The 24987-nt window shown below is 33.4% G+C and carries 16 protein-coding genes; 11 read left to right on the top strand and 5 right to left on the bottom strand.

Annotated elements, in window-relative coordinates; translation table 11 throughout:
* Positions 1-49 precede the first annotated feature (49 nt).
* Both JOOMADRAFT_RS10225 and JOOMADRAFT_RS10220 read right to left on the bottom strand, forming a co-directional pair.
* Entirely contained in the window at positions 50-1885 is a 1836-nt protein-coding gene (locus tag JOOMADRAFT_RS10225) for a M56 family metallopeptidase (RefSeq protein WP_008613076.1), read from the bottom strand.
* Complete coding sequence (locus tag JOOMADRAFT_RS10220) at positions 1885-2244, bottom strand: BlaI/MecI/CopY family transcriptional regulator (RefSeq protein WP_008613075.1); 360 nt, start codon at positions 2242-2244, stop codon at positions 1885-1887. Before JOOMADRAFT_RS10220 ends, JOOMADRAFT_RS10225 begins: the two co-directional genes overlap by 1 nt.
* A gap of 194 nt (positions 2245-2438) precedes the next feature.
* Here JOOMADRAFT_RS10220 and JOOMADRAFT_RS10215 point away from each other — a divergent pair, with 194 nt between their 5' ends.
* Complete coding sequence (locus JOOMADRAFT_RS10215) at positions 2439-3374, top strand: calcium/sodium antiporter (protein WP_008613068.1); 936 nt, start codon at positions 2439-2441, stop codon at positions 3372-3374.
* A 183-nt stretch (positions 3375-3557) separates the two neighbouring features.
* On the opposite strand, the gene JOOMADRAFT_RS10210 is transcribed toward JOOMADRAFT_RS10215, so the two are convergent.
* The gene (locus JOOMADRAFT_RS10210) at positions 3558-4571 is read right to left on the bottom strand and encodes a glutamine synthetase beta-grasp domain-containing protein (protein WP_008613066.1); all 1014 of its coding nucleotides are present in this window, start codon (positions 4569-4571) and stop codon (positions 3558-3560) included.
* Between the two features lie 283 nt (positions 4572-4854).
* Between JOOMADRAFT_RS10210 and JOOMADRAFT_RS10205 the strand changes: the two genes are divergently transcribed.
* From JOOMADRAFT_RS10205 to JOOMADRAFT_RS10195, 3 genes are all read left to right on the top strand, one after another.
* Positions 4855-7041: a glutamine synthetase III family protein gene (locus tag JOOMADRAFT_RS10205; protein ID WP_008613065.1), complete on the top strand. Its 2187-nt coding sequence runs from the start codon at positions 4855-4857 to the stop codon at positions 7039-7041.
* Positions 7042-7212: 171 nt separating this feature from the next.
* Positions 7213-8391 (top strand): AIR synthase related protein, encoded by a 1179-nt coding sequence (locus JOOMADRAFT_RS10200; protein ID WP_008613063.1) that lies wholly within the window; start codon positions 7213-7215, stop codon positions 8389-8391.
* A gap of 489 nt (positions 8392-8880) precedes the next feature.
* Positions 8881-11433, top strand: a complete 2553-nt coding sequence (locus tag JOOMADRAFT_RS10195; RefSeq protein WP_008613061.1) for an adenosylcobalamin-dependent ribonucleoside-diphosphate reductase — start codon at positions 8881-8883, stop codon at positions 11431-11433.
* A gap of 335 nt (positions 11434-11768) precedes the next feature.
* Here JOOMADRAFT_RS10195 and JOOMADRAFT_RS10190 read toward each other — a convergent pair whose 3' ends face one another.
* Complete coding sequence (locus tag JOOMADRAFT_RS10190) at positions 11769-12419, bottom strand: ATP-binding cassette domain-containing protein (RefSeq protein ID WP_008613059.1); 651 nt, start codon at positions 12417-12419, stop codon at positions 11769-11771.
* Positions 12420-12877: 458 nt separating this feature from the next.
* Between JOOMADRAFT_RS10190 and prfA the strand changes: the two genes are divergently transcribed.
* The 3 genes from prfA to JOOMADRAFT_RS10170 all read left to right on the top strand — a co-directional run bounded on the left by prfA (position 12878) and on the right by JOOMADRAFT_RS10170 (position 15658).
* Positions 12878-13954 carry a peptide chain release factor 1 gene (gene prfA, locus JOOMADRAFT_RS10180; protein ID WP_008613058.1) on the top strand — a complete coding sequence of 359 codons (1077 nt, stop codon included), beginning with the start codon at positions 12878-12880 and terminating at the stop codon, positions 13952-13954.
* A gap of 99 nt (positions 13955-14053) precedes the next feature.
* The gene (gene pyrF / locus JOOMADRAFT_RS10175) at positions 14054-14863 is read left to right on the top strand and encodes an orotidine-5'-phosphate decarboxylase (RefSeq protein WP_008613056.1); all 810 of its coding nucleotides are present in this window, start codon (positions 14054-14056) and stop codon (positions 14861-14863) included.
* Positions 14864-14872: 9 nt separating this feature from the next.
* On the top strand, positions 14873-15658 hold the full coding sequence (locus tag JOOMADRAFT_RS10170) for an ABC transporter substrate-binding protein (RefSeq protein WP_008613054.1): 786 nt from the start codon (positions 14873-14875) through the stop codon (positions 15656-15658).
* Positions 15659-15991: 333 nt separating this feature from the next.
* Here JOOMADRAFT_RS10170 and purU read toward each other — a convergent pair whose 3' ends face one another.
* Positions 15992-16846, bottom strand: a complete 855-nt coding sequence (gene purU / locus JOOMADRAFT_RS10165) for a formyltetrahydrofolate deformylase (protein WP_008613053.1) — start codon at positions 16844-16846, stop codon at positions 15992-15994.
* Between the two features lie 313 nt (positions 16847-17159).
* Here purU and JOOMADRAFT_RS10160 point away from each other — a divergent pair, with 313 nt between their 5' ends.
* The 4 genes from JOOMADRAFT_RS10160 (at position 17160) to JOOMADRAFT_RS20165 (ending at position 24980) form a co-directional block, all read left to right on the top strand.
* Positions 17160-20633 (top strand): methylmalonyl-CoA mutase family protein, encoded by a 3474-nt coding sequence (locus tag JOOMADRAFT_RS10160; RefSeq protein WP_008613052.1) that lies wholly within the window; start codon positions 17160-17162, stop codon positions 20631-20633.
* Between the two features lie 269 nt (positions 20634-20902).
* Positions 20903-21895 (top strand): UDP-glucuronic acid decarboxylase family protein, encoded by a 993-nt coding sequence (locus JOOMADRAFT_RS10155; RefSeq protein ID WP_008613051.1) that lies wholly within the window; start codon positions 20903-20905, stop codon positions 21893-21895.
* An 804-nt stretch (positions 21896-22699) separates the two neighbouring features.
* On the top strand, positions 22700-23308 hold the full coding sequence (locus JOOMADRAFT_RS10150; protein ID WP_040879672.1) for a response regulator: 609 nt from the start codon (positions 22700-22702) through the stop codon (positions 23306-23308).
* Positions 23309-23468: 160 nt separating this feature from the next.
* Positions 23469-24980, top strand: coding sequence for a DoxX family protein (locus JOOMADRAFT_RS20165; protein ID WP_008613049.1), 1512 nt, complete (start codon positions 23469-23471; stop codon positions 24978-24980).
* The last annotated feature ends 7 nt before the right edge of the window (positions 24981-24987 follow it).

Genomic DNA, 24987 nt, shown 5'->3' with positions numbered 1-24987 from the left:
CTTTTCTATAAATGCAATGAGCTAATATAAGCTATACGATGTATTAAATTTAAAAACTATTTTTTGAACTTCCTTTAGTTTGAATTATTATTACTCCATTTTTACCTTTTTCACCATATTTTTCAACGGCATCTCCATCTTTAAGAATGATAAAAGCTCTAATTTCTTCTCGATCTATTTTGGAGTATTCTTCATGACTTATTTCTTTTCCATCAAGGATAATTAATTGATTGGGGTCAATTTTTTTAAATTGAATTGAAGTACTTTTATTCTTTGCTTCACTAGTATTAGTTTCCAAAACAATCTCAATTACTCCATTTTTACCTTCATCTCCATATTTTTTAGTAGCTTTAGCATCTTTGAGTACATTAATATGATTAATTGTGGAAGGATCAATCGTATTTATATCAAAATCTTCATGGAGAATTTTGCCATCTAAAACATAAAGTGGCTTTTCTTTTTGATCTATTGTAGTTGAAGATATTTTAAAACTATTTTTACTATCACTACTGTTTAAGTTTATTTGGTCACTAACTTTTAAGAATATTTCTACAACTCCATTTCTACCTTTTTCACCGTATTTTTCAATAGCACTCTCTCCTTTTATAACATTCATGCTATAAATACTTTCTGGGTCAATTGACTTTACATCAAAATCTTTCGGCATTATTTTACCGTCTACCACATACATAGGATCATTTAATTGTTTGCTTTTGGGCTGTTCTGTTAGTAGGTTATTGTCTGTGGACTTTTCAATATCTAAATAAACAGTGTTGTTGTTTGTTCCGAAATATAAATTACCAATCCCTTCTTCTTTACTGAATTCCGTTGGTCCTGCTTTTATGCTTCCTACAATATACTTAATCTTAATATTTTTTATTAATCCAGACGAATTACGTTTAAGATTACTATAGATTAATTTATTGCCCTGTTTTTGGACTTTATTTTTTAATTCTTCAAGCTCATTATCTGTTGTTTGTTTTGTAATTACGTATTGATTGGTAGTGTTTTCATTTAAATGATTAAACTTAGTAACTGTTTTAAAGCTAAAAAGCATCATAAAACCAGCTAATAACGGGAGGATTAAACTGTACTTCCAAAGGTTCTTTTTGTGTGATTTTTGTTTTTGTAACATAACGATTCGTTTTTTGATTAATGAATTATAAAATGGATTGATGATGGAATATTGCATTCCGTTTAATTGCTTCAATAGTAAATATTGATATTCTTTTTGGGTATTGAGTTTATTAGAAGTATGTAGATCTGTTATATACTCTAAGTTTTGAGTGTGTTCCTTTTTATACAACCAAGCAATTGGGTTTATCCAGAATACAATGGTGTATATATGAAGAAAAATAACATCAATAGAATGGTGCTGCTTTGCATGAATTTGCTCATGGGTTAGAATGGCTTCTAATTCCTTCTCTTTATATATGTTTGGATTGTAAACTATATAGTTGAAGAATGAAAACGGACTCATATTTTCGTTTGTTAGCACATAGTTAAAATTACCTTTCTTGAGAGTTCCTTTTTTTATAAACCGATATAATGAAGCTAATTGAATTAATAGCTTAGTGCTAAAAAATAATATTCCTAATAGATATCCATAGAAAGCATAAGTTAGTAATTTACTGGCTACAGAAATTTCTTGTGCTGTTTCATTTGTTATTGTAGGTAGAGAAGTAGGAGTGGTTGTAGGAACTTCAATAATATTTATAGTTTTAAAATAAATAAAAGGGATAACGATGGAGGCAATTAATCCAAAATTTAAAAACCATCTAGTTGAATTAAAAAAAGTTTCTTTTTTTAAAAATAGGTGGTAAACTGCCCAGAATAATACCAAAATCCCAGACGATTTAATGAGATGTATAAAGAAAACTTCCATTAGTTATTTTTTTCTATTTGTTCTATAATTTCTTTTAATTCTGCAACGCTAATCTTTTTTTCATCAGCAAAAAACGAAACAATGTTTTTATAGGAGTTGTTGAAATAATCTTCAACTGCTGTCGATACAAATCTTTTTCGGTAGGCTTCCTTTTTTATAATAGGGTAGTATTGATGTGTATTTCCAAAAGCATTATGTGCTACGTATCCTTTTTCTTCTAAATTTCTAATAATAGTAGAAAGGGTGTTGTAATGGGGTTTATCTTCCCTTATTTCTGCTTGAACTTCTTTTACAAAAGCTTTGTCAAGCTTCCATAAAATCTTCATAATTTCTTCTTCTTTATTTGTTAGCTTTTGCATGAGTAGAAATTTATTTCTTTTAAGTTGAAACGAATATATAACTATTATTTTAGTTATACAACTATAAAAATAGTTAATAAACTATTATTGTAGTTGTTTATTGTTTTTGTTGTTGGTAATTTATAAATACTGTTATGTTTTGCTAAAGGAAGAAGTATCTTTGTTTAGCAAAATACTTTGTAAGAATTTTTTATATGAATTTACTCTTTATTGTTTCTGGATTAATCTTATTGATATTAGGAGGAAATTGGTTGTTAAAGTCGGCAGTTAGTATTTCTTTACGACTTAATATTCCTAAAATAGTAATCGGAATGACGGTGGTTTCATTTGCCACATCAGCTCCAGAATTAATTGTAAGTGTAAAATCGGCTTTAAATGGTTTTCCAGATTTAGCAATGGGAAATGTGGTTGGTTCTAATGTGGCAAATTTAGGATTGGTTTTGGCCGTAACTATTATTTTATCTCCTATACAAGTGGAACGAAGCTTTTATAAAACCGATTGGCCAGTAATGATGATTTCTTCTTGTGTGTTATTTGGTTTTGTAGCTTTTGACAATTCTCTACAGCGCTATGAAGGGATTATCCTAGTGCTCTTTCTAATAATTTTTTTAATCTACCTTTTAAAAGTTCAAAAACCTGCAGTTGTGGAGGAATTGGAGGTAAAGGAGGAAGCGCCTTTATCGGTTTTAAAAACAGGGATTCTCTTAGGTTTAGGAGGAGTCTGCTTATGGGGAGGTTCGGAATTACTAATTAGCGGAGCAGTTGGAATGGCCGAATTTTATGGAGTAAGTAAAAGGGTAATAGCGGTAACGGTAGTTTCTATAGGAACAAGTGTGCCCGAATTGGCAGCTTCTATAATAGCAGTAATGAAAAAGGAAAAAGCTATCTCTTTAGGAAACTTAATAGGTTCTAATATGTTCAATATTTTGGCGGTTCTTGGAGTTACTTCAATTATTCAACCAATTATAATTAACGATAAGGGCTTACTTACTAACGATATTTATTGGATGTTAGGAATCTCATTTATTATCCTACCATTGGTTTTTTTGCCAAGAGGATTACGATTAGGTTGGCGTGATGGAATAATTTTATTAGGGCTATACGGTATTTTTGTCTGGACTATACTTTAGATTAAGTATCTGATTTACAAGGTTGTAGGATGTAATAGTTTTGCTGTTTTAACGGCTATATCGAACCGTTTTTTTAGTTTTCTTCTAGTGGTTATTGACCTATTTTTATGGTGTTCTATAAAAGAACAAAAAAAATGCTGCCTAAAATAGACAGCATTTTTATATATTAAATCTTAAAAGTGTTTAGGCTTTTACGTCTTTCACTGTTTCAATAATTCTTGAAGCAACTTTGTATGGATCTGCATTAGAAGCAGGACGTCTATCTTCTAACCATCCTTTGTATCCTTTTTCTACTGTAATAATTGGAATACGGATAGAAGCTCCTCTATCAGAAACCCCATAACTAAAATCGGTAATAGAAGCAGTTTCATGTTTTCCAGTTAAACGCTCGTCGTTAAACTCACCATAAACAGCAATATGTTCTTTAGTTACTGGTCTAAAAGCTTCACAAACTTTATCGTAAACATCTTTAGAACCACAAGTTCTCAATAATGTATTAGAGAAGTTAGCGTGCATACCAGAACCATTCCAATCTCCTTTAACTGGTTTTGGATGGTATTCAATATAGTAACCATATTCTTCACATAATCTATCTAATAAATAACGAGAAATCCAGATTTCGTCTCCAGCTCTTTTACCTCCTTTGGCGAAAATTTGGTATTCCCACTGTCCGCATGCAACCTCTTGGTTAATTCCTTCAAAGTTTAATCCTGCGTCGATACATAAATCTGCGTGTCTTTCAACAACTTCTCTTCCGTGAGTGTTTAAACCACCAACCGAACAGTAATATAATCCTTGTGGACCAGGGTAACCTCCAACAGGGAATCCTAATGGAAGTTGTGTTTTAGCATCCATAATAAAGTACTCTTGTTCGAAACCAAACCAGAAATCTTCATCATTTTCATCATCAATTGTAGCTCTCGAGTTGGTTTCATGTGGCGTACCATCGGCATTTAGAACCTCTGCCATTACCAAGTATCCATTTCTTCTTGCTGGATCTGGGAAAATAGAAACAGGCTTTAATAAACAGTCAGAAGAACCTCCTTCTGCTTGTTTTGTAGAAGAACCATCGAATGACCAAATTGGACAATCTTCTAGTTTACCGCTGAAATTATCTTCAACTTTAGTTTTACTTCTCATGTTTTGGGTTGGAAAATATCCATCTAACCAAATGTACTCAAGTTTAGCCTTGCTCATTTCTTATAATAATTTTTAATTGAACTTTACTCGTAGACAAAAATATGGTATTTTGTTTCTTGTCCCGAAAATTAAAGGGGTATTTTTGAAAAAAGTTTGCTATTTTTATTAATACCCTATTTTTGTAGGGGGTATTTTCTTTTTTATATAAATATCCTGAAATTTGTTAATAATAATTTAATATTTTATTTACTTAAAGGTATCGAATAAAAAGCTTAAATAGCACTTTTGTTATTTATCAAACATTTAGAATTTAAAATCAACTTTTTTATAACGAAGCAATATGTCAACAATTAGATTTAAGGCAATTAATAAAACTTTTGAACGCAAACCTTTACCAGTTGAAGTAACTAGTAAACGTTCTGAAATATTTGGAACCAATGTTTTTAATGAAATGGTAATGCGTCAAGTTATGTCTAAGGAGGCGTACAATAATGTAATTTCTGCTATAGAAGGCGGCTTGAAAATTGATAGGAAGTTGGCAGATGAGATTGCATCGGCAATGAAAAATTGGGCAATTACTAAAGGAGCAACTCATTATACACATTGGTTTCAGCCACTTACTGGAGCTACTGCAGAAAAACATGATTCTTTTTTTGAGCCTATAAATAGTTCTCAGGCGGTAGAAAAATTTGGAGGCGATCAATTAGTGCAGCAAGAGCCAGATGCTTCTAGTTTTCCGCATGGTGGAATTAGAAATACTTTTGAAGCTCGTGGTTATACAGCTTGGGATCCAACTTCTCCAGCTTTTGTTTATGGTACAACATTATGTATTCCTACTGTTTTTGTTTCCTACACTGGGGAGGCTTTAGATAATAAAGCGCCACTTTTAAGAGCTTTACAAGCGGTAGATAATGCCGCTACAGAGGTTGCTCGCTATTTTGATAAAAGTGTTTCTAAGGTAAATGCAACTTTAGGTTGGGAGCAAGAGTATTTCTTAATAGATAAGGCATTAGCATATTCAAGACCAGATATTGTTTTGGCAGGAAGAACGCTTTTGGGGCATTCGCCAGCTAAAGGTCAGCAATTAGACGATCATTACTTTGGTTCAATTCCAGATAGAGTGCTTAATTTTATGAGAGAATTGGAAAACGATTGTGTTAAATTGGGAATTCCAGTAAAAACACGTCATAATGAAGTAGCACCAAATCAGTTTGAATTAGCGCCACTTTTTGAAGAAGCTAATTTAGCGGTAGATCATAATTCTCTTATAATGGATTTAATGGATAAAACTGCCGATAAGCATAATTTTAAAGTGCTTTTTCATGAAAAACCTTTCGTGGGAGTTAATGGTTCTGGAAAACATAACAACTGGTCGTTGGCAACAAATAATGGAATAAACCTATTAAGTCCAGGGACTACACCTACAAAAAATCTTCAGTTTCTTACATTTTTTATTAATACAATAAAAGCAGTTCATGATAACGAAGAGCTTATTAGAGCTTCGGTGGCTTCAGCTACAAACGATCATCGTTTGGGAGCAGGAGAAGCACCGCCAGCAATTATTTCAGTATTTATTGGTTCTCAGTTAACAAAGGTTTTAGATGAATTGGAAGATGTTTCTAAAGGGAAGTTATCACCTCAAGAAAAAACAGATTTAAAACTGAATGTAGTTGGAAAAATTCCTGAAATTCTTTTAGATAATACCGATAGAAACCGGACTTCTTCTTTTGCTTTTACAGGAAATAAATTTGAATTTAGAGCGGTTGGTTCAAAATCTAATTGCGCTAAACCAATGACGGTTTTAAATACAATTGTAGCAAAACAGTTAAAAGAGTTTAAAAAAGAGGTTGATGGTTTGATTGATAAAAAAGGATTGAAGAAGGATGAGGCTATTTTTAATGTATTGAGAGAATATATCAAAGCTTCTAAGAAAATTAGATTTGAAGGAGATGGTTATAGCGAGGCTTGGGAAAAGGAAGCTGAGAAGCGTGGACTTAGTAATAATAAAAATACCCCACAGGCACTAAAAGCAGTGGTTTCTAAAAAAGCAATCGATTTATATGAAGAAATGGGGGTGATGAATTCTGTAGAAATAATAGCGCGTCAAGAAATTGAATTAGAAGAGTATGCGCATAAAGTGCAAATTGAAGGTCGTGTTTTAGGAGATATCGCTAGAAATCATGTTATTCCAACCGCTATTAAATATCAAAATACATTAATTCAGAATGTAAAAGGATTAAAAGAGGTCTTTGGAAGCGATTTTAAAAAATTAGCTCCAGAGCAAATAGATTTAATTGAAGAAATTTCTAATCATATTTCAGAAATAAATTCTAAAGTTAAATTTATGATTGAGGAGCGTAAAAGCGCTAATAAGTTAGAAAAAGCACAGTTAAAAGCGGAAGCATATTGTAATAAAGTATTGCCTTATTTTGAACAAATACGCTACCATTGTGATAAATTAGAATTGTTGGTGGAAGATAATATCTGGCCGTTAACAAAGTATAGAGAGTTGTTATTTACAAGATAAAGGAGTTTTTAAAAGGGCTAAACTGTGAAAACGCAAAACTGCTAATTTGAAAATTTTCACAGTTTAGCAATTCAACAATATTAACAGCTTAGAAATTTTACAGGCTAGAACATACAACTTTTGTTTGTGTGCTTTTTATTAATAGGCTATTTTTGCACAAAATATTGATACATGAGTTCAGAGATTAGCAAAAGGTATGCACAAAGAGGTGTTTCAGCATCTAAAGAAGATGTTCATAACGCTATAAAAAATGTAGATAAAGGATTATTTCCACAGGCCTTTTGTAAAATCGTACCCGATTATCTTACGGGAAGTAACGACCATTGTATTATTATGCATGCCGATGGGGCAGGTACAAAATCCTCTTTAGCATATATGTATTGGAAGGAAACTGGAGATGTTTCCGTTTGGAAAGGAATTGCTCAAGATGCGTTGATTATGAATATAGACGACCTTCTTTGTGTTGGAGCTACTCAAAACATTATGCTTTCTTCAACTATCGGGAGAAATAAAAATTTAATTCCTGGAGAAGTTATTTCTGCTATCATAAATGGAACCGAAGAGCTAATTGCTGAATTGAAAAAATTTGGTGTTGAAATTCATTCTACTGGAGGTGAAACTGCCGATGTAGGAGATTTAGTACGTACTATTATTGTAGATTCTACCGTAACAGCACGGATGAAACGTAGCGATGTAATTGATAACGCAAATATTAAACCTGGAAATGTAATTGTAGGTTTAGCATCTTTTGGTCAGGCTACCTATGAAACCGAATATAATGGTGGAATGGGGAGTAACGGACTCACATCTGCTCGCCATGATGTTTTTGATAAGTATTTGGCTGAAAAATTTCCTGAGAGTTTTGATCATGCTGTTCCTTCTGAATTAGTGTATTCTGGAAAAGTAAAGTTGACAGATAAAGTAGAGAATTCTCCAATAGATGCAGGAAAATTAGTGCTATCTCCAACAAGAACCTATGCGCCAATAATTCAGAAAATATTAAATACCTATTCTTCAGAAAAAATTAATGGAATGGTTCACTGTAGTGGAGGAGCGCAGACTAAAATACTTCATTTTGTAGATAATGTACACGTTGTAAAAGACACTATGTTTGATGTGCCACCTCTTTTTAAATTAATTCAAGAGCAGTCTAAAACTTCTTGGAAGGAAATGTATCAAGTTTTTAATTGTGGACATAGAATGGAGTTGTATGTAGACGAAAGTATTGCGCAAGATATAATAGCTATTTCTAAATCTTTCAATGTAGAGGCACAGATAATAGGTAGAGTAGAAGCTTCAGAAACTAAAAAACTTACCATAAAAAGTACATACGGTACTTTTGAATATTAATTAATCCCTCATAAAGGGTTTTATTCCCTAGAGCCTGTCCGGAGTTGAAGAACTCTGCGCCGAAATAAGATTGTTTCGTTTGGAAATCCTATGGGCTACCCCGATGTAGTTGATTTAATTTTTGTTGAAAATAAAAGTAAGAATAAGCCTATATACTTTTGTTAAAATAGGTATCTAATTCATAGTTTTTTATCCAAAAAACTAGCATTTTCTTTGAGATAATCATAAGGTTTTAATCGAATAAAATATTGATTTTTAATAAATTAAATTTCCTTACAATTAAAAAAGTTGTAAACTTTTCATTGTTAGTAAAATTATAAAATATTAATAATTAGGTGTTTAAGTGTTTTTTCTTGTAAACTTTTTTAAAATAATTTTAATTCGTGTTTTAATTTTAATTAGTTTTGTGGTGTTGACAGCTTAGATGTTTTGTAAGTTGTTGAACATTCCCCTATACAGTTTAAGTATCCACACAAAATCATTATAAAAATGCAAAAAATAGAGACTTCTAATTTGAAAAAAATATATACACAGGAAGAAGCTATAAAAGCCTCTTTAGAATATTTTAAAGGAGACGATTTAGCAGCAACGGTTTGGGTAAATAAATATGCGCTTAAAGATTCTCAAGGGAATATTTATGAGGCTACTCCAAACGATATGCATCGTAGAATTGCAAAAGAAATTGCAAGAATAGAGGAAAAGTATGTTAATTCAATGACAGAAGAAGAGGTGTTCGATTTGATAAAAGACTTTAAATATATAGTACCTCAAGGAAGTCCGATGGCAGGAATTGGAAACCCATACCAAGTAGGGTCATTATCAAATTGTTTTGTAATTGGTAATGATGGAAATTCTGATTCCTATGGTGGAGTCATGAAGATTGACCAAGAGCAAGTGCAACTAATGAAACGTCGTGGAGGTGTGGGTCACGATTTATCTCACATCCGTCCAAAAGGATCGGAAGTAAAAAATTCGGCATTAACATCTACCGGAATTGTACCGTTTATGGAGCGTTATTCTAACTCTACTCGTGAGGTGGCGCAAGATGGGCGTCGTGGAGCCTTGATGCTTTCTGTTTCTATAAACCATCCAGATGCTGAAGATTTTATTGATGCAAAAATGGAACAAGGAAAAGTTACTGGAGCAAATGTATCGGTGCGTATTGATGACGATTTTATGAAAGCGGTTGATGGGAAATTAAATTACACACAAAAGTACCCTATTCATAGTCAGACTCCTAAAGTAGAAAAGGAGATTGAAGCCTCTAAATTGTGGGATAAAATTGTGCACAACGCATGGAAGTCTGCCGAACCAGGAATTCTATTTTGGGACACTATTTCTAGAGAATCTGTTCCAGATTGTTATGCCGATTTAGGATATAAAACAGTTTCTACAAATCCATGTGGTGAAATTCCGTTATGTCCGTACGATTCTTGTAGATTGTTGGCAATCAACCTTTATTCGTATGTTGAAAATCCGTTTACAGACAAAGCGAGTTTTAATTTTGATTTATTCAAAAAGCATGTTGGTTTAGCACAACGTATTATGGACGATATTATCGACCTTGAATTAGAAAAGATTGATAATATTTTAGCTAAAATAGATGCAGATCCAGAAGGAGATGATGTAAAATTGGTTGAGAAAAACCTTTGGCTTAATATCCGTAAAAAAGCATATGAAGGAAGAAGAACTGGAGTTGGAATCACTGCGGAAGGAGATATGTTGGCAGCGCTAGGTTATAGATATGGAACTGAAGAAGCTAATGAGTTTTCAGTAAATGTACATAAAACAATAGCTTTGGCAGCATACCGAGCTTCGGTTGAAATGGCTAAAGAACGTGGAGCTTTTAGTATTTTTGATGCCGACCGTGAGAAAGATAATCCTTTTATACTTCGTCTAAAAGAAGCAGATGATAAGCTGTATTACGAAATGTTGGAGTACGGGAGAAGAAACATTGCGCTATTAACTATTGCTCCTACTGGAACTACAAGTTTAATGACGCAAACTACTTCTGGAATTGAGCCTGTATTTTTACCAGTATATAAAAGAAGAAGAAAAGTAAATCCAAATGATAAAAATGTACGTGTAGATTTTATTGATGAAGTAGGAGATTCATGGGAAGAATATGTTGTTTTTCACCACCGATTTAAAGAGTGGATGCAAATAAACGGAATTGATACTTCAAAAAATTATAGTCAGGAAGAAATTGATGAGCTCATCCAAAAGTCGCCTTACTATAAAGCTACTTCTAATGATGTAGATTGGTTGAGTAAAGTACAATTGCAAGGAGCTGTGCAAAAATGGATAGACCACTCAATAAGTGTAACCATAAACTTGCCAAATGATGCCACAGAAGAATTAGTAGGACAATTGTATTTAGAAGCATGGAAGGTAGGATGTAAAGGTGTTACCGTGTATAGAGATGGTTCTCGTAGTGGGGTTTTAATTTCTAATGAAGAAAAGAAAGAAGAAGAAACTACAGAAAAGAAAGTATTAACCACAAAACGACCTCAGGTTTTAGAAGCCGATGTGGTGCGTTTTCAAAATAGTAAGGAAAAATGGATTGCCTTTATTGGTTTGATTGACGGAGAGCCTTATGAGATTTTTACAGGATTAGCAGACGATGAAGACGGAATTTTAATTCCGCGTTGGGTTGAAGATGGGGTAATTATTAAGAATAGAAATGAAGATGGAACCTCTCGTTATGATTTTCAATATAAAAACAAGAGAGGGTATAAAACTACTATTGAAGGGTTGTCTCATAAATTCAATCCTGAATTCTGGAACTATGCTAAACTAATTTCGAGTACACTTCGACATGGAATGGAGATTGAAAGAGTAGTGAATTTAATTAACAGTTTACAATTAGATTCTGAGTCGATTAACACATGGAAAAATGGTGTGGCAAGAGCTTTAAAGCGATATGTTCAGGATGGAACAGCGGCAAAAGGGCAGAAATGCAGCAACTGTGAAGGAGATAATTTGGTATACCAAGAAGGTTGCTTAACTTGTAAAGATTGTGGATCTTCTAAATGTGGATAATTGCTAAATAATTAATATTTGAATACTCAAAAGCTTTTCCTGAATTTTCGGTAGGGCGTAGGGCTTACGCAGAAAATTTAAATATTTTAAAGGTATACAAATGCTATATAAAAAACCTCAGAATTTACTTGAAAAAGTAAGCTCTGAGGTTTTTTTTCTTGAATTCTTCACCCAAAGCTTTTTACTTTCATCATGATGATGTCACCCTGAGCTTGTCGCCCTGATCTTTTTGCTGTGGAGCTTTTCATCATGAGGATGTCACCGTGAGTTTGTCACCCTGAGCTTGTCGAAGGGGTCATTCTGAAGAACTTCAAAAGGCGTATTTTCTTGAAGAACTAACTTACCAAATAATGTTCGTTTACTAAATCTTGCCGAGAAGAAACCTGCTTTGTATGTCCGTTTCTTAAGAGGTATAAATCATCACATATATCTATTACATGTTCATATAAATGATCTGTAATAATAATTCCTTTTTGATCTTTTTCTTCATCAATAATTTCTATAATTTTTTCAATATAGAGTGGAGCAATATGAGAAAAGGGCTCGTCTAAAAGTACAAATTTTGCTTCCGATTTTAATATAAGATAGGTCTCTATAACTCGTAATTCTCCTCCAGATACTTCTTTTGGCTTTGCAGTTTTATGAGTTTCAAAACTCGGAAAAACTTTTACAAAATCGTTCCAATTTACACTCATCAGAAAAAAGGCATCCTTTAATTTTATGTTGTTAGGAAGCATTTGGTGTTGTGGTAAATATTTAACTAAACCTGTTTTATAGAATGCTTTTAATAGGGGCTTTTCATCTAAGCGAAGAAGTTTATATTTTGGTTGCAGACTTCCGAAGATGATTTTTAAAAGACTACTTTTTCCGCAGCCATTTCTTCCTAATACTCCTGTTACTTTTCCTATATCATTCTTAAAATAAATACCAGCCAATATTTTTTTATCAGCATAAGAAAGCTCGATATTATCAATTTCTAATTTCAAAATAGTGGGTTTAAAAAAGAATACATAACAATGCTTACAACGAAATCTGTAAATAAAACTCCGACAAATAATTTTGGGATGGAAACAGAAAGATTTTGATAAAATGTAAATTTATTGTCATTCCCAATTTTGGCTGTAGTAAAAAATAAAGCACTAAAGAAAAGGGTTTTTGTAAATAAAATAGCAGGAATGGGAAATTTTATAAATAGTAAAACAAACTGTATAAAAACAGAAATTAGAAGGTAGCTTTTATAAAAGTTGAAAATTAAGAATAGGGATTTCACACGAATAAATTTAGAACAGGGATGATTTTAGTCATTATAAATCTCTCAATGAGAGTAAAAGTATTATTTTTTATAGATAAATGCTTATAATAAAGGAAATTTTAACTGAATAACATCTAACTATAAAAACAACAAAAATAATCGTAAATTTGCATTTCGAATTAGAGAATAATTATGTTAGATAAATTAAATATTGTAAGACAACGTTTTGATGAAGTATCGGATTTAATCATCCAACCAGATGTAATTGCCGATCAAAAGCGTTATGTACAATTAAATAAAGAGTATAAAGAACTCAATGAACTTGTACAAAAGCGAGATGAGTATGTAGAGGTTACAAGTAATATTGAAGAAGCCGAAGAGATAATTGCTGATGGAAGTGATGCTGAAATGGTCGAAATGGCTAAAATGCAGTTGGAAGAAGCTAAAGAGAAACTTGGGCCATTAGAAGACGAAATCAAGTTTTTATTAATACCTAAAGACCCAGAAGATTCTAAGAATGTAATGATGGAAATTCGTGCAGGTACTGGAGGAGATGAAGCTAGTATTTTTGCAGGAGACCTACATAGAATGTACACTAAATACTGCGAAAGCAGAGGATGGAAAGTTAATGTGGTAGATTTTAATGAAGGAACTTCTGGAGGCTATAAAGAAATTATTTTTGAGGTTAATGGAGAGAATGTCTACGGAACTTTAAAATTTGAATCGGGGGTACACCGTGTGCAACGGGTACCTCAAACAGAAACCCAAGGTCGTGTGCATACGTCTGCGGCTACAGTAATGGTGTTGCCAGAAGCTGAAGAGTTTGATGTAGAGCTTGATATGGGAGATGTAAAAATTATCAGAACAACTTCTACAGGGCCTGGAGGGCAGTCGGTTAACACCACATATTCTGCTATCCAATTACAGCATTTACCTACAGGGATAGAAGTGCGTTGTCAGGATGAAAAATCGCAACATAAAAACTTAGAAAAGGCTATAAAAGTACTTCGTTCACGTTTGTATGAGCGTGAATTGGCTAAAAAGCAAGAGGAGGATTCTGCAAGACGTAAGAGTATGGTTTCAAGTGGAGATAGAAGTGCTAAAATTAGAACTTATAATTATCCGCAGGGGCGTGTAACAGATCATAGAATTGGATTAAACCTTTACGATTTATCGAATATTATGAATGGCGATATTCAGAAAATTGTGGAAGAACTTAAAATGACAGAAAATACAGAGAAGCTTAAAGAAGCTAGTGAAACAATGTAAATTGGATGTTATTTTGAATTTTAAATGATAAATTTTAAATGAAGAATGTCATGCTGAGCTTGTCGAAGTTTGGCATTTTTTATATCAGAAATAAAACAAATGCAAACAGAACAATTAATTCAACAAATAAGAACTAAAAAATCATTTTTATGTATCGGCTTAGATGTTGATATCAAAAAAATACCGAATCATTTATTGAAGGAAACAGATCCTATTTTTGAGTTTAATAAAGCTATTATTGATGCTACCCACCATTTGGCTGTGGCTTATAAACCTAATATTGCATTTTACGAAGCTTTTGGAATTAAAGGATGGGAAGCTTTGAAAAAGACAATTAATTATATCAATGAGAATTACCCAGAATTGTTTACCATTGCCGATGCAAAACGAGGAGATATTGGGAATACTTCTACCATGTATGCAAAAGCTTTTTTTGAAGATATGGAGTTTGATTCTGTTACCATAGCGCCTTATATGGGGAAGGATTCTGTAGAGCCGTTCTTAGCTTTTAAAGATAAGCATACCATTCTTTTAGCACTTACTTCTAATGAAGGAGCATTTGATTTTCAGACATTAAAAGTAGGAGAAGTTCCTTTATATCAAAAAGTATTGGAGACCTCTAAATCTTACAAAAACTCAGAAAATTTAATGTATGTAGTGGGCGCTACAAAAGCGGAATATTTAAAAGAAATTCGACAAATTGTTCCTGAAAGTTTTTTACTTGTTCCTGGAGTAGGAGCTCAAGGAGGAAGTCTGGAAGATGTTTGTAAATATGGGATGACAGAAAATATTGGCTTGTTAATAAACTCTTCTCGAGGAATTATATATGCTTCTAATGGAGAAGATTTTGCAGACAAAGCAAAAGAAAAAGCGTTAGAAATGCAGCAACAAATGGCTTCTTTTTTATAAAGCTGTAATTTGAAAGATCAATTAGGGCGACATATTAATCTAAAAAGTACTCCACAAAGAATTATATCTTTAGTGCCTTCGCAAACCGAATTGTTATACGATTTGGGTTTGGAAGAACGTATTATTGGAGTTACAAAATTTTGCGTGCATCCCAAACGAGCCCTTGTGAATAAAACGGTTGTTGGAGGAACAAAAGATGTAAAATACGAACTTATACAATCGCTTAAGCCAGATGTTATTCTTTGTAATAAAGAAGAAAATACTAAGGAAATAGTGTCGACTTTAGAGAAGATTTCAACAGTTCATGTTTCAGATATTTACACGCTCCAAGACAGTTTAGCACTTATTAAACAATATGGAGAATTATTTTCCGCAGAAAATTCCGCAGAAAATTTAATTACAACCATTACGAGCGAATGGAAAAGTTTTAAAGCTTTTGTTAAGGATGCTTCAGAAAAAAAAGTGGCTTATTTTATTTGGAGAAAACCATGGATGGTGGCTGGTAATAATACTTTTATTGATTTTTTGCTGAAAGAGAATAGGTTTATAAATGCATTTGGAGAGAAAGCTCGCTATCCAGAAGTATTGCTTTCAGAATTAAAAATGATGGAAGATTTAGATTACATATTATTGTCATCTGAGCCTTTTCCGTTTAAGCAAAAACATATTGATGAAATTCAACGAGAGCTTCCTTCTGTAAAAATTATTTTAGTGGATGGCGAATACTTTTCATGGTATGGCTCTCGACTCCAAAATGCATTTAAGTACTTTGAGAGTTTGTATAAAAAAATATAATAGACAAAGATATAAGACCGCTTCGCTGTAAGAAAAAAGAGAAAATATTTCAAAAATGTCTTTTAACCCTTAATATTAGGATGCTTTTCAGTGTTTGAAAACATTTTATTGGATAATGGGAAATAACTTTAAAGCATAAAAAAACCGATTCGGAAAAATCGGCCTTTCTAAACTAACTAACTGCTAACTCAAACTATTCAAGTATGAAACTCATTTTGATGGTACAAAGTTGCATAAACAGAAAGGAAATAGTGTTAACTAGAAATTACCAAAATATTAAGTTGAAGGTAATTTTGTTTAGAATTGTTGCGCTAGAAGAGTCTGCTTTGAGAATCAGCTAAAAATGATTGTTTTGTTATTAAAAACCATCGTTTTTCTATCGATATGAAGTTTAATTCCCCGTGCCAAAACTATTTTTTCCAAATCTCTCCCTTTCATAACTAAATCGTCTATAGAATGGGCATGTGTAACACGTGCAACATCTTGTTCTATAATAGGGCCTGCATCTAATTCCTCGGTTACATAATGGCTAGTAGCTCCTATAATTTTAACCCCGCGTTTATAGGCGGAATGGTAAGGTTTTGCACCTACAAAAGCAGGTAAGAAGGAGTGGTGAATATTGATAATTTTATTTTGATAACGTTCAATAAGTTTTTCTGATACTATTTGCATATACCTTGCCAATACTATAAAATCAATTCCGTGTTCTTCTAATAGTTTTAATTGCTGTTGCTCGGCAATTTCTTTAGTATTTTTTGTTACTGGAACATGGTAAAAAGGGATTTTAAAACTCTCGGCTATATGCTTTAAATCGGGATGGTTGCTAATAATAAATGGAATTTCAACATTGAGTTCGCCAGCATTATAGCGACCTAAAATATCGTACAAACAATGATCGTATTTCGAGACAAAAATTGCCATTTTAGGTTTGTAGTCATCTGTATATGCCTGCCATTCCATTTCATATTTTTCTGCAATCAACTCTTGGAAAACCGATTTAAAATTTTCGTAATGAAAGGTTTTTGGGTTGAATACGCTTTCGCATCGCATAAAAAAAGTAGTGTTCTGTCTATCTACATGTTGGTCGATATAGACAATATTTCCATGGTTTTTATGGATAAAGTTGGTTACCGATGCTATAATTCCCGATGTATCTTTACAGTGAATGAGTATTGTTATTTTTGCCATATTTTTAAAAATAGCTTTCCAAAAATGGACGTGCTACCAGGTGTTTGGTTAATTTATTATTTGTAATATTCAGACGTAATGCACTGAGTATCTTTTTCTTTCAAAAATAATAGCTTTTAGATTATTATGCATATGGTTTCTTAAGTTTTATAGTTACTTATTGTTGAAAAATGTTATAAAAAGACTTTAGGATTTTCCTTAAGTTTGAGTAGAATAACAACGTAAGAAAATAGGATTAACTTATTCTTAAAATAAGCCCCTTTTTTATGCAAATTCTGTAAATTGCGTACGTATAAAACACATCTTATTACAAATGAAGCAATCAAACTCATATATACCTAAGAATAAAATAAGAATTGTAACTGCAGCTTCCCTCTTTGACGGTCATGATGCTACCATAAATATTATGCGCCGTATTATCCAAGCAACTGGAGTGGAAGTAATCCATTTAGGACACGACAGAAGTGTTGAGGAAGTGGTAAATACTGCTATCCAAGAAGATGCAAATGCTATAGCGTTGACTTCTTATCAAGGAGGACATAATGAGTATTTTAAATATATGCACGATTTGCTTCAAGAGCGTGGTGCTTCGCATATCAAGATTTTTGGTGGTGGCGGTGGTGTTATTCTTCCGGAGGAAATAAAAGAATTAATGGATTATGGTGTATCTAAGATTTATTCTCCAGATGATGGAAGGGAATTAGGATTACAAGGAATGATAGATCATTTGGTGGAAAATTCTGATTATGCAAACCCATCCCTAACCCTTCCCGAGGGGAAGGGAATAGAAGAAGCATTAAAGGAAAAAAATATCAATACTATAGCAAGACTTATTACACTAGCTGAAAATAACCACGATATATTTCTTAAAGAATTTGAAAAAATGAAGAATTCCTCTCCTTCGGGGAGGTCAGGAGGGGCTATCCCTGTCTTAGGAATTACAGGTACTGGTGGTGCTGGGAAAAGTAGTTTGGTAGATGAGGTGGTACGTAGATTTTTAAACGATTTTGATGATAAAAAAATTGGAATTATTTCTGTAGATCCCTCCAAAAGAAAAACTGGAGGCGCTTTGTTAGGAGATCGTATTCGGATGAATGCCATTAATAATCCACGAGTATATATGCGTAGCTTGGCAACGAGGCAATCAAATCTAGCGCTGTCGAGACATGTTGCTGAAGCTGTAGAGGTTTTAAAAGCTGCTGAATACGATTTAATCATATTGGAGACATCTGGAATAGGACAAAGCGATACCGAAATTCTAGATCATTCGGATGTATCCTTATATGTAATGACTCCAGAATTTGGTGCAGCCACGCAGTTAGAAAAAATTGATATGCTCGATTTTGCCGATTTGGTGGCCATCAATAAATTTGATAAACGTGGGGCGCTAGATGCACTCAGAGATGTAAAGAAACAATACCAGCGCAATCATGGAATGTGGGAAGCTAAAGCAGATGATATTCCTGTATTTGGTACCATAGCCGCGCAGTTTAACGACCCCGGTATGAATACACTTTACAAAGAAATAATGAAAAAGATTGAAGAAAAAACTGACGCTCGTTTAAAATCGAGTTTTGAGATTTCTTCAGAAATGAGTGAAAAAGTATTTGTAATTCCTCCAAATAGAACTAGGTATTTATCGGAAATTGCTGAGAATAATCGCGCTTACGACAAGAAAGTGGATGAGCAGGTAGAAGTGGCTCAAAAGCTATATGGCATTTATCAAACCTTATGTAGCGTAACCAATACAAATTTGAGCTTATCGAAGCATGGAGTTGAAATTTCTTCGGAAGATAATAAGCAATCCGAATTTGTTAAACTTTTGGTAGGCGAATTTGATAGGGTAAAGCTTAATTTAGACCCTCATCATTGGGAGACAATTTTAAGTTGGAAAGATAAGGTTGCCAAGTACAAAGCACCATTATATACTTTTAAAGTTAGAAACAAAGAAATTAGTATGCAAACGCATACCGAGTCGTTATCTCACACGCAAATTCCAAAAGTAGCATTGCCAAAATACCAAGCTTGGGGCGATATTTTACGTTGGGTTTTACAAGAAAATGTGCCGGGGGAATTTCCGTATTCTTCAGGTTTATACCCTTTCAAACGTACAGGGGAAGATCCTACACGGATGTTTGCTGGAGAAGGAGGACCAGAACGAACCAATAGACGTTTCCATTACGTAAGTTTAGGAATGCCTGCAAAACGTTTGTCCACTGCTTTTGATTCTGTTACCTTATATGGGAACGATCCCGACCATCGTCCAGATATATACGGAAAAATAGGGAATGCAGGCGTTTCCATTTGCTGCTTAGACGATGCCAAAAAATTGTATTCTGGCTTTAATTTAGCAGATGCTATGACTTCGGTAAGTATGACTATTAACGGACCTGCGCCGATGTTATTAGGCTTTTTTATGAATGCAGCCATAGATCAGCAGTGTGAAATCTATATCAAAGAAAATGGTTTAGAAAAAGAGGTTAAAGCGAAAATCAAGGCAATTTATCAGCAAAAAAATAGTGAACCCCCAAAATATCAGAGTTTTTCTCGTAATGAAGGCGCAGATGAAGTAGGATTGCCAGAAGGAAACGACGGACTCGGACTCATGCTTTTAGGGGTTACTGGAGATATGGTGCTTCCAAAACATGTGTATCAAGAAATTAAAGAAAAAACTATAGCACATGTTCGTGGAACGGTTCAAGCCGATATTTTAAAAGAAGATCAAGCGCAAAATACCTGTATTTTCTCTACCGAATTTGCATTGCGATTAATGGGAGATGTGCAAGAATACTTTATAGAAAACAATGTTCGTAACTTTTATTCCGTATCAATTTCTGGTTACCATATTGCGGAAGCTGGCGCTAATCCTATTACCCAATTAGCATTTACTTTAGCAAACGGATTTACCTATGTGGAGTATTATTTGAGTAGAGGAATGGATATTAATAAGTTTGGGCCTAATTTATCTTTCTTCTTCTCCAATGGAGTTGACCCAGAATATGCCGTAATTGGAAGAGTAGCTCGTAAAATTTGGTCAAAAGCATTAAAAGAAAAGTATGGTGCCGATGCACGTTCACAGATGTTAAAATACCATATCCAAACTTCAGGTAGGTCTTTACATGCGCAGGAAATCGATTTCAATGATATCCGAACAACGCTTCAAGCACTGTACGCTATTTACGACAATTGTAATTCATTACATACCAATGCATACGATGAGGCAATAACCACACCTACAGAAGATTCTGTGCGCCGTGCAATGGCAATTCAGCTTATTATCAATAAAGAATTAGGCTTAGCAAAAAATGAAAATCCTATTCAAGGGAGCTTTATTATAGAAGAATTAACCGATTTGGTGGAAGAAGCTGTGTTAAAAGAATTTGACAGAATTACAGAACGTGGAGGCGTATTAGGAGCAATGGAAACCATGTACCAAAGGTCAAAAATTCAAGAAGAAAGCTTGTATTATGAAACCTTGAAGCATACAGGAGAATACCCAATTATTGGAGTGAATACTTTTTTAAGTAGTAAAGGTTCTCCTACAGTAATTCCTTCGGAAGTAATCCGTGCAACAGAGACGGAAAAACAATTACAAATAGCTACTTTAGAAAAGCTTCATAGCATTTATAGTGAAGAATCAAAAGATGCGATTGCTAAAATACAAGCAGCGGCTATTCAGAATAAAAATGTATTTGAAGCTTTGATGGAAGCAACTAAAGTGTGTTCATTAGGACAAATAACACAAGCATTGTTTGAAGTAGGAGGGCAGTATAGAAGAAATATGTAAACTGATATACATTACAAGTATAGAATTATAAGATTTAAGCTAGGAAAAGAGGCTCTCTAAAAAGCAATCTGTACTTGTCTAAAGGAGCTTGTTGAAGTTTTTAAACAACATATAATCAAAATAATCCTTCAACAAGCTCAGGATGACGTATAGATTATACTATAGATACTTTTAGACAATTTCTTTTCTTTAAAGAGGGGCTATATATCAAGAAACCCCAATTAAAAAGAAACAATTTTTTAAGTATCTTCGTCTGCAAAATAATAGAATTGGAAAAGAAGCGAATTTTAATTACTGGAGCAGCAGGTTTCTTAGGATCTCATCTTTGCGATCGGTTTCTTGCCGAAGGCATGTATGTTATTGGAATGGATAATTTAATTACTGGCGATTTAAAAAATATAGAACATTTAAGAAGCAGTGAGTATTTTGAGTTTATCCATCATGATATAACTAAATATGTTGATATTTCTGGAACTTTAGATTTTATTTTACATTTTGCTTCTCCTGCTAGCCCCATTGACTATTTAAAAATTCCAATTCAAACATTAAAAGTAGGAGCTCTAGGAACACATAATTTATTAGGATTAGCCAAGGATAAAGAAGCTAGAATTCTGGTAGCATCGACTTCCGAAGTGTATGGAGATCCATTGGTGCACCCCCAAACAGAAGAATATTACGGAAATGTGAGTCCCGTAGGACCTCGTGGTGTTTATGATGAGGCAAAACGCTTTATGGAATCAATCACAATGGCATATCATCGTTTTCATGGAGTGGATACGCGTATTGCCCGTATTTTTAACACTTATGGACCAAGAATGCGTCTTAATGACGGACGCGTAATTCCAGCTTTTATAGGACAAGCATTGAGAGGAGAAGATTTAACCGTTTTTGGAGATGGAAGTCAGACACGCTCTTTCTGTTTTGTGAACGACCAAATAGAAGGAATTTATAAACTTTTAATGAGTACTTATCACGAGCCAGTAAATATTGGAAACCCTACTGAAATTTCTATTAAAGATTTTGCTGAAGAAATTATAAAACTTACAGGAACAGATCAAAAAATAGTATATAAGCCTTTACCTACAGACGATCCACTACAACGGCGACCAGATATTACCAAAGCAAGAGAAGTATTAGAATGGGAGCCAAAAACTTCAAGAACAGAAGGGATGAAAATTACCTATGATTATTTTAAAAATTTGCCTGAAGCAGAACTTTATAAAAAAGAACATCGCGACTTTAGGAGTCACACAAAAGGGTAATTTCATTCCTATAAAAAATTAATGCTTTTAAAGATTCAGGTAAGTATTTGCAGCCAATATTTTATACATTTTGGTATGATACCAAAAAGCCATGAATTTTTCATGAATTTGATTAAAATAATCCCTCTCAGATACATTTTAATCCCTTACAGACATGTTTACCTCCTTAATTTTATCATTGAAATCCAGTGAAGTGCAGATATCCAAACGGATCTGATGCAACTTTAAATAATGGGGTACGGTCAAAATTCCAGATTTTTATAAAAAATAGCCAGATTTTGACATTTAGTATTTGATGAAAATTAAACATATTAGCTATCTGGAATTGTTCCATTTGATATATGGAATGCACCCTTTACGATTTTTTCATTAGCCCAAGAACAGGGAATGGGCATTATGCCCCCGACCTATAAAAATATAACATACCATATGTTAAATTTTGATGCTATGAATAACGCTTTAGAGAACCACTGGATCAAAGGGTACATGTATAAAAGAGTGGTATGGATAGGTCATTGATATGCCCCTTTTTGAGCCCCAGACCGCACTTTACAAGGGAAACGGTTTCTGTCATACTGAAATGCCTCAAAATGGAAAGAAGTAAATATGAAGATCACTGAAGGTATAAACGGAGTCTTTCAAAGTAGACTAAATGTATACTTTTTTTATCCATAACGGCTACCTGGGCTGCGTTCGGACTTATTAATTTTAAATTTTACTATTCTATAAAATATAAAGTCAATAGAAAGGTGGGATATGAGAAAGAGTTACCACATATTATATATTAATGTTCCTTGGCATGTAATGGAAACATTTGAAAGAGTAATCCGTGAAGTTAAAAGGGAAAAAGAGATTCAATTCCAGATAAGCAAGGCCTATACTCTGGGGCAAGCTCTCAGCTTTATGGATGACGGTTCCATTGATTTGGTTTTTCTGGATGTTTTTATATTCCCCGCTACGGATTGGGAGGGGTTGTCAAGGAATACTTTGGTGAAGAAGTTACATGAACGTCCCCCTAGGATTGGGGTAGTAATCTTTTCGAGTTATACAGACCATTTCCATATCCGTTACATGTTCAAGAACCTTCATCCTATGGGTTTTGTAATTAAAAAAGAGATGTGTTATAAGGAGATGACCACAGCCCTATACCGTCTTATAGACAACACCCCATATTACAGCAGGACAGTCGTAGGATACCTGACCGAACAAGGAGCTAACACTTACCTGCTGGATGAAGAGAATCATCTGTTGCTATACCTGCTCTCACGCTTTTATACCATGAAAATGATCACTAAAAAAATGACACTATCCTTATCTGCTTTAGAAAAGAGGAAACGACGTCTTAAGGATCTCTTTGGTGTAGAAAAAAGCTCAGAGCTTATTAAAAGGGCTAAAGAAGAAGGTTTTATCTAAAAAGACTAGTTTTCCCTTTAAATAAAATGTTAAATGCGGAAATACCGTAAAAAAATAAGGTAAATCCACCAAAGTCCACTTTTATAATCATTTACCTTTATTTGGCAGAGCCATTAGTGCGCAGATTTATAGCATTTAATACCAAATAAATACAAATGATATGAAATGGTATCAAAAACATACAGGTTTAATTACGGAGATCATCAGTTATCTGTTTATACTCCTTTTTGTATATGCAGCACTCACTAAACTGTTGGATTTTGAAAATTTCCGTATTCAAATTGGACAAGCACCGATGCTGAGTGCCTATGCCGGTTGGCTAGTGTGGATTGTTCCTATATCTGAAATTTTAACGGCTCTTCTACTTCTATATAAAAACACACGTTATATAGGTCTGTTGGCATCATTAGCCTTAATGGTCATGTTTAGCACCTATATTTATATCATTTTAAACCACGCTTCTAATATCCCCTGTTCCTGTGGTGGTGTGCTGGAAAAAATGGGATGGAAGGCGCACCTTATTTTTAATATAGTATTTACCTTATTTGCTCTTTTAGCCATTCATTTTCACAAAAAAAGAGATTCTAAAAGCAAGAACAAGTATGCTTTTTATGTAATAGCTTCCGTAATCTCACTTCTAAGTGTTGGTACGGTCACCATGTTATTTCTAACCTCAGAGCGAATTATATACGAAGAAAATCCTTTTATTCGTCGATACTCATATAATATTCCAAAGATTGCTAATATAAATTTAAACGGAGATGCTTTTTATTTTGCTGGTTCAAGTAAGCAACATATTTATCTGGGAAATTATAGTAGTCCACTCATTGTAAAACGAATAAACCTACAAACAGCTACTGTGAAAACCATTAAGATTCAAATCAGTAATAATAATTTACCATCCATTGCAGCTCAAGTCAGAGTCCAGCCTCCTTATTTCTTTTTAATAGATGGTCAAATTTCTATGATATTAAAAGGAACTACAACGAATTGGGAAGTAGACTCGCAATACCAAGGTAATATCAACTTTTCAAATTACCAACTAACTAATGATAACACATTACTATTTAAAACCTTGAATCCTCAATCCCAGAAAAGTGACCTTGGCTACCTCTATATAAAGGATTCACTACCCTATCAAATTGTACCGCACCTTTTGAATAATGAGTCTGACGAAATATTTAATGCCGATGGTAGTATTGCATACGATGGTCTTACTAATCACGTATCTTATACTTATTTCTATAAAAATAAATTTTTGGTAATGAGTGAGAAACTTAACAACATTATAACAGCTCATACAATTGACACCATTTCTAAGCCCAACTTAATTATAGACTCCACATCGAATCCTCAACAACTAAAATTGATTGCCTCCATGATGGTTAATCCTGCAAGCTATACTTATAATGGCTTTTTATATATACGTTCTCAAATCAAAGGAAGATATGAGGCAGAAAAGACATGGAAGCAAACTCAAACAATAGATGTATACAACATCTTAAATGGAAATTATCAAACCAGTTTTTACATCTATAAAGAACAAGGGAAACCCCTAAGACATTTTTTCATAAAGGAATCTATTTTTTATGGTTTTATCGGGAATAAATTAGTCCAATATGACCTTAAAAATATGCTTCATGGAGATACACATACAAATATATCGCGATGACAGGGGT

Origin of the sequence: Galbibacter orientalis DSM 19592 (genome assembly GCF_000260115.1) — a bacterium.
GTDB lineage: Bacteria > Bacteroidota > Bacteroidia > Flavobacteriales > Flavobacteriaceae > Galbibacter > Galbibacter orientalis.
Note: the sequence above shows the minus strand (reverse complement) of the source record. Positions and strands in the feature narration are given on the sequence as shown.